Here is a 5,943-nt window from a genome sequence, read left to right as displayed (position 1 = left end):
AGACGGCGCCGCAGCACCTCGATCCCCTTGGCGGAAAGCGACACGCCCCCCATCCGGTAATCGGCGAAGGCCGCATAGGCGATGGGCACCCAATCGGCGACCAGCTTGCACATCAGCTCGGCATAGACGCGGATCTCGTATTGCGCATGGGCATCCGCACGCAGCCGCAGGAAGTGGAACAGGTTGTGCAGATCCACCTTCCAATACCATTGCGTGTAGACATTCGCGGGCAGGTTCATCCGCGCCAGTTCGCGCGCCAGCCCCTGTTGGCCGTCCTGGCTGAGCATCGCCTCATAATGATCATAGGCGCGCCCTGCATCGGATTTGAGCATCTCGAGCACGCGCGCGGCCTCGGCCCCTTCCAGCACCGCGCCCCGGCCCTGATTGTTGACGGTCGATTGCGCGGCCAAGGCGCCCGGCTCGGGGATGTAGAATTCCCGATCAAGGATCGAATAGCGCGCCGAATATTCGTTCACATTCGCCGTGCGGTGGCGGATCCACTGGCGGGCCACGAACACCGGCAGCTTGACGTGAAACTTGACCTCGCACATCTCGAACGGGGTCGAATGCCAGTGCCGCATCAGATAGCGGATCAGCCCCTCATCATTGGACACATGCTTGGTCCCTGCCCCGTAGCTGACGCGCGCGGCCTGAACGATGGCGCTGTCATCGCCCATATAGTCGATGACGCGGACAAAGCCGTGATCAAGCACCGGGTGGGCGGTGTAGAGATGCCCCTCCATCCCGTCACTGACCGCGCGCAGGGTCGGGCGGGGCGTGGCGCGGGCGGCGTCGATTTCGGCTTGGGCCTCAGGGCTGAGCGGCATGGGGCGGCTCCTTCTATCGGGGCTTTCGGGGAGAACCCCTACATCTTGCATCACACTCGCCCGGAACCGCAAGATAAAGGGGGTGCAACGGGGCGCAGTTACCCACAGGAAATTTACCCACCCCGGGGGGATGCACAAAGAAGCCCGCTGCGCTAGATCTGCACCTGCAACACACAGGAGCGGGATGATGGCGCCAAAATACCTGCACACCATGGTCAGGGTCAAAGATCTGGAGGCCTCGATCGCCTTTTATGAATTGCTTGGTCTGCACCAGACCCGGCGCAGCGATTACGAACAGGGCCGGTTTTCCCTTGTCTTCATGGCGGCCCCGGGCGACGAGGCTTGCCCGATCGAATTGACCTATAACTGGGATGGCGACGCAGGCCTGCCGTCGGACAGCCGCCATTTCGGTCATCTCGCCTATGCGGTCGATGACATCTACGCCGCATGCCAACACCTGATGGACAATGGCGTGACGATCAACCGCCCGCCGCGCGATGGGCGCATGGCGTTTGTACGCTCGCCCGACAATATCTCGATCGAGTTGCTGCAATCAGGCGCGCCGCTGCCGCCGGCCGAGCCCTGGGTGTCGATGGGCAACACGGGGCATTGGTGAACGGCGCGGCGCGGGCCGCTCGCCTCAGACCGGCAGCGCCGCCAGCCCCACGCGCCGCCCTTCGGACAAAAGCACATTATAGGTGCGACAGGCCGCGGGGCTGGATGCAATCTCCACACCCAGACCCGCATCTTCCAACGCACGGCGCAGATCGGCGGGAATTTGTGCGATCTCGGCACCGGTGCCGATGAACAGCACGTCGATCTGACCGGCTGTTTGGATCAGCGGTGCCCGATCCTCATAGCCGCCCCAACCCGACACCCCCGAGGGCAGGATCATCACCGGCCCCACCACGACCTCGCCCGCGATGCGGAAAAACCCCGGCCCATAGCCATCCACCGGGCGGCTGTCGTCGAATGTGACCTCGTTCATCCGCATGGGCGATCCTTTCTTGTCATCTCCAGATTGGCAGCCCGGCCAGCCCCGAGGCCGCGATGATCGCGTATGCGATCCGTCGATACAGCCGTTCGGCCGCCGGATCAAACAGCGCCTGACCGATCCGGTTGCCCAAGGCATAGGGCAGCATCAGCACAAGGCCCAGCCAGATCGCATCCGGCCCCAACAGCCCCTGCAGCCACAATTGCCCCAGCAAGATCCCCGAGCACAGCGTCAGGAACACTAGCGTATTGGCCCGTGTCACGGCGGCCGGGGCACCGGCCCCCAGATTGAACAAGATCACCACCGGCCCGGTCAGCCCGGTCGCCCCGCCGATCACCCCGGTCGCGCCCCCCACGCCCAGCCGGGTGCCCGCCCGTGGGCGCGCGGTCATCCGCCAGCCTGCAATCAGCACGGCAAGTGTCGCCAGCACCAGGAGCGACACCATGACCCGGATCGCCGCCGCATCCCAGACCCGCAGCGCCCAGATCCCAAGCGGAAAGCCCAGCATCGTGCCGGCCAGAAGCTGCGCCATCCCCGGCTTGTCGACCGCGCCCCAGGCCCGCGGCACCACCGTGACCAGCGCAATGAGCGCCGTCAGCGCAAAAGCCGCGACCGCCACGGGTGGCGCAATCAGCGCGACCGAGATGGGCATGAACACCAGCGCCGCGCCGAACCCCGCGAAGCCATAGACCATGCCCGCCACAAGCGCCGCCGCGCAGAGCCAAGGCAGCGCGGGCTGCGCCAGAACCCCGGCCAGCGCCTCAGGCATCAATGTTGGAAAACTGCGTTCCCGCCTTGGCGTCGGGCTTGGACCAGTCGCGCTTGACCCCGATCATCAGCACGATGTTCTTGGCGACAAAGATCGAGGAATAGGTCCCCACGATCACGCCCCAGAAAATCGCGAACACAAAGCCGCGGATTACATCGCCCCCCAGCACCAACAAGGCCAACAGGGCCAAAAGCGTGGTGCCCGAAGTCATCAAGGTCCGGCTGAGCGTCTCGTTGGCGCTCAGGTTCATCACATCTTGCAAGCCGCGGCTTTTGTATTTCACCAGGTTCTCGCGCAAGCGGTCAAAGATCACCACGGTGTCGTTGATCGAATAGCCCACGATGGTCAGAAGCGCCGCGATGGTCGCCAGATCGAAGCGGATCTGCAACAGCGCAAAGAGACCGACAGTCAGAATGATGTCATGGATCAGCGCCGCCACCGCACCGACCGAAAACTGCCATTCGAAGCGCAACCAGATATAGACGAGGATTGCACCCAGCGACGCGATCACGGCGATGATCGCGGTCTGGATCAACTCGCCCGATACCTTGGGCCCGACAGACTCGACACTGGGAAAGCTCATCGCCGGATAGACCGTTTGCAGTGCATCCTGAACGGCCAGAACCATTTCGGGCGTCACGCTTTCCTGCCCCGCCTGCGCCTGAATGCGGATCATTGCGACATTCTGTTCGGGGCCGAACGTTGGGTCAAAAACCTGTGTGATCGACACATCGCCCAGATCCAGCGCGTCAAGCGCGGCGCGGTAAGCCGCCACATCCACCGGCGTCGAGCTTTCGGTGCGGATGGTCGTGCCACCCAGAAAATCGATCCCGAAATTCAGCCCCATCCCCAGCCAGACCGCAATGGACAAGACCATCGCCAAAACCGAGGCGCCGAATGTCAGCCGCGCATGCTTGAAAAAATCGATGTTGGTTTCTTGCGGAACAAGGCGCAGACGCATGGGCTCAGACCTCGATTGTCTTGGGGCGCGCCCGGTCAAACCAGGTCACGATCAACAGGCGTGTCACATAGATCGCGGTGAAGACCGAGGTGATGATCCCGATCCCCAAGGTGATGGAAAAGCCGCGCACAGGCCCCGAGCCCAGCGTGAACAAGATCACCGCGATGATAAAGGTGGTCAGATTGGCATCGATGATCGCCGACAGCGCTCGGGCATAGCCCTGTTCGATGGCGCGCGCGGGGCCCTTGGCGGTCTTCAACTCTTCGCGGATACGCTCGAAAACCAGCACATTGGCATCGACCGCCATGCCGATCGTCAACACGATCCCCGCGATACCGGGCAAGGTCAGGGTGGCGCCGATCACGCTCAAGACCCCGAAGATCAGACCCACGTTCAAGATCAGGGCAACCGAGGCGAAAAAGCCGAACAAACCGTAGCTCAGCACCATAAAGACCAGCACCGAGGCAAACGCGACCACCGCCGCGATCTCGCCTGCCGCGATGCTGTCAGCGCCCAGTTCCGGGCCGATGGTGCGCTCTTCCAGGAACACCATCTCAGCCGGCAGCGCGCCCGCCCGCAACAGCACGGCCAATTCGGTCGAACCTTCGACGGTGAAATTCCCGGTGATCTGACCCGATCCGCCCGTGATTGCCTGTCGAATGACGGGGGCGGAAATCACCTCTTCGTCCAGCACGATGGCAAAGGGGGCACCCACATTGGCCGCCGTGTAATCGCCAAAGGCACGCGCCCCCGACGGGTTGAAGCGGAATGTGACGGCCGGCTGCCCGGTCTGTTGGTCAAAGGCGGGCTGGCTGTCGACCAGATCGTCGCCCGTGACCACCGGCGTCTGTTCAAGGACGTAGAACGCCCCTTCTTCATCCATCGACGGCAACAGGATCTGGCGTGCGTCGACCTCGGCTTGGGCATCGGTGGTGCGGCTTACGACAGGGTGAAAGGTCAGCCGCGCGGTGGTGCCGATCAGATCCTTCAACTCCTGCGCCGATCCGATGCCGGGCACCTGGATCAAGATACGGTCCGCACCTTGGCGCTGGATGGTCGGTTCGCGCGTGCCCGCCTCATCCACGCGGCGCCGCACGATTTCGACCGATTGCTGCATGGTGCGATCGTCGGTGGCCTGCCGTTCGGCCTCGGACAGGGTGACGATCAGCAGATCGTTGTCCCCCCGCACCTCCAGCGTGGGCGCGCCCACCCCGGTCAGGCTGACCACCGGCGTGGCCAAACGGCGCGCGGCCTCGACCGCCGCGGCAATCCCGGCGGGTTCGCTGATGCGCACATGCAATTCACCGGCCGGCGCATCCTGACGCCGGATCGTGCCGACCGTATCGCGCACTTCGCGCAGCACATCGCGCAATTCGGGCCAAAGCGCATCCATGCGCGCCTCATAGACATCAGCCACCTGCACCTCGGCCAACAAATGCGCCCCGCCCCTCAGGTCGAGACCCAGATTGACCAGCGTGCCCGGCAACAGATCGGGCCAAAGCGCGCGCTCGGCCTCAAGCGCATCGGTGGTGGCGCCCGTTCGTTCGATCAGCGCCACGGCATCATTGTGCCGTTCGACGCGCTCGTAGAACAGGTTGGGCATGGCAAAGGCGATCCCCGCCAAGACCAGCAAGATGATCACCATCTTATTCCAGACCGGGATCTGCAACATGTCTCAGGGCCCTTTCCGGCGGATCGTGAATGGCGCGCGCAACAGCGGCCTGTCAGTCTTTGGCAGGTTCGGTTTTCGAGCGGACCTGCGCGATGGTCGGGCGCACGACGCGCACCTTGACGCCCTCGGACAGTTCCACCTCGACTTCCATCTCGTCCTTGACCTTGGTGATCTTGCCGATCAAGCCACCTTGCGTGACGATCTCATCCCCCCGGCGTAGCGCGGCGACCATCGCCTGATGCTCTTTGACCTTCTTTTGCTGCGGCCGGATCAACAGGAAATACATGATCACGAAAATCAGGATCAGCGGAACGAACTGGGCGAAAGCGTCCATGTCTCTCGGGGTCCTCTCTGGCGTGGTGGACAGGGGCGATGGCGCCCCCGATGAAAAGTCGGCGCACCCTACTTAGCCCCATGACCAAGCGCAAGCTGCGGTCCGGGTTACATCGGCGCGGGGGCCCGCGACGGCAAGGGGCAAATGGCAACCCTGCGACCGATCGCGGCGATTTTGGAGTGTGACCGGCGCCGATGCAGTCCTTCCGCAACCCGCATCTTGGCCCCGGCGCCCTGTCATGACCGCCCCGGATCCAAGCCGGCTCTTCATGGAGTGTGCGCTTGGGCAAGCAGCATCTTAGTCAGCGCTGCCAAGCCTGCTTGCCCTTGCCCTGATCACCCGCCGCGCGCGCACGGCGCGCTCTTGATCACCGCGATCAACGCCAT

The 5,943-nt window shown here is 63.7% G+C and carries 7 protein-coding genes; 1 reads left to right on the top strand and 6 read right to left on the bottom strand.

Translation table 11 applies throughout. The features are described 5' to 3' along the window. Positions 1 to 827: FAD-dependent thymidylate synthase (gene thyX / locus Q0094_RS04590; RefSeq protein ID WP_297615726.1), on the bottom strand; the 827-nt coding region annotated here is incomplete at its 3' end. A 187-nt stretch (positions 828 to 1,014) separates the two neighbouring features. Between thyX and Q0094_RS04585 the strand changes: the two genes are divergently transcribed. After that, positions 1,015 to 1,443 carry a VOC family protein gene (locus Q0094_RS04585; RefSeq protein WP_297615724.1) on the top strand — a complete coding sequence of 143 codons (429 nt, stop codon included), beginning with the start codon at positions 1,015 to 1,017 and terminating at the stop codon, positions 1,441 to 1,443. A gap of 24 nt (positions 1,444 to 1,467) precedes the next feature. Here the strand turns inward: Q0094_RS04585 and Q0094_RS04580 are convergent, their stop codons facing one another. From Q0094_RS04580 to yajC, 5 genes are read right to left on the bottom strand one after another with little or no spacing between them, the layout of a single operon-like run. Then, entirely contained in the window at positions 1,468 to 1,821 is a 354-nt protein-coding gene (locus Q0094_RS04580; protein ID WP_297615722.1) for an Mth938-like domain-containing protein, read from the bottom strand. A 16-nt stretch (positions 1,822 to 1,837) separates the two neighbouring features. Further along, the gene (locus Q0094_RS04575) at positions 1,838 to 2,590 is read right to left on the bottom strand and encodes a sulfite exporter TauE/SafE family protein (RefSeq protein WP_297615720.1); all 753 of its coding nucleotides are present in this window, start codon (positions 2,588 to 2,590) and stop codon (positions 1,838 to 1,840) included. After that, positions 2,583 to 3,551 carry a protein translocase subunit SecF gene (secF, locus tag Q0094_RS04570; protein ID WP_297615718.1) on the bottom strand — a complete coding sequence of 323 codons (969 nt, stop codon included), beginning with the start codon at positions 3,549 to 3,551 and terminating at the stop codon, positions 2,583 to 2,585. The genes Q0094_RS04575 and secF overlap by 8 nt, the downstream gene beginning before the upstream one ends. Before the next feature lie 4 nt (positions 3,552 to 3,555). After that, positions 3,556 to 5,223: a protein translocase subunit SecD gene (gene secD, locus Q0094_RS04565; RefSeq protein WP_297615716.1), complete on the bottom strand. Its 1,668-nt coding sequence runs from the start codon at positions 5,221 to 5,223 to the stop codon at positions 3,556 to 3,558. Positions 5,224 to 5,275: 52 nt separating this feature from the next. Continuing rightward, on the bottom strand, positions 5,276 to 5,557 hold the full coding sequence (yajC, locus tag Q0094_RS04560; RefSeq protein WP_297615714.1) for a preprotein translocase subunit YajC: 282 nt from the start codon (positions 5,555 to 5,557) through the stop codon (positions 5,276 to 5,278). Between the last annotated feature and the right edge of the window lie 386 nt (positions 5,558 to 5,943).

The sequence above is a fragment of the uncultured Roseicyclus sp. genome (genome assembly GCF_937892565.1).
GTDB lineage: Bacteria > Pseudomonadota > Alphaproteobacteria > Rhodobacterales > Rhodobacteraceae > Roseicyclus.
Note: the sequence above shows the minus strand (reverse complement) of the source record. Positions and strands in the feature narration are given on the sequence as shown.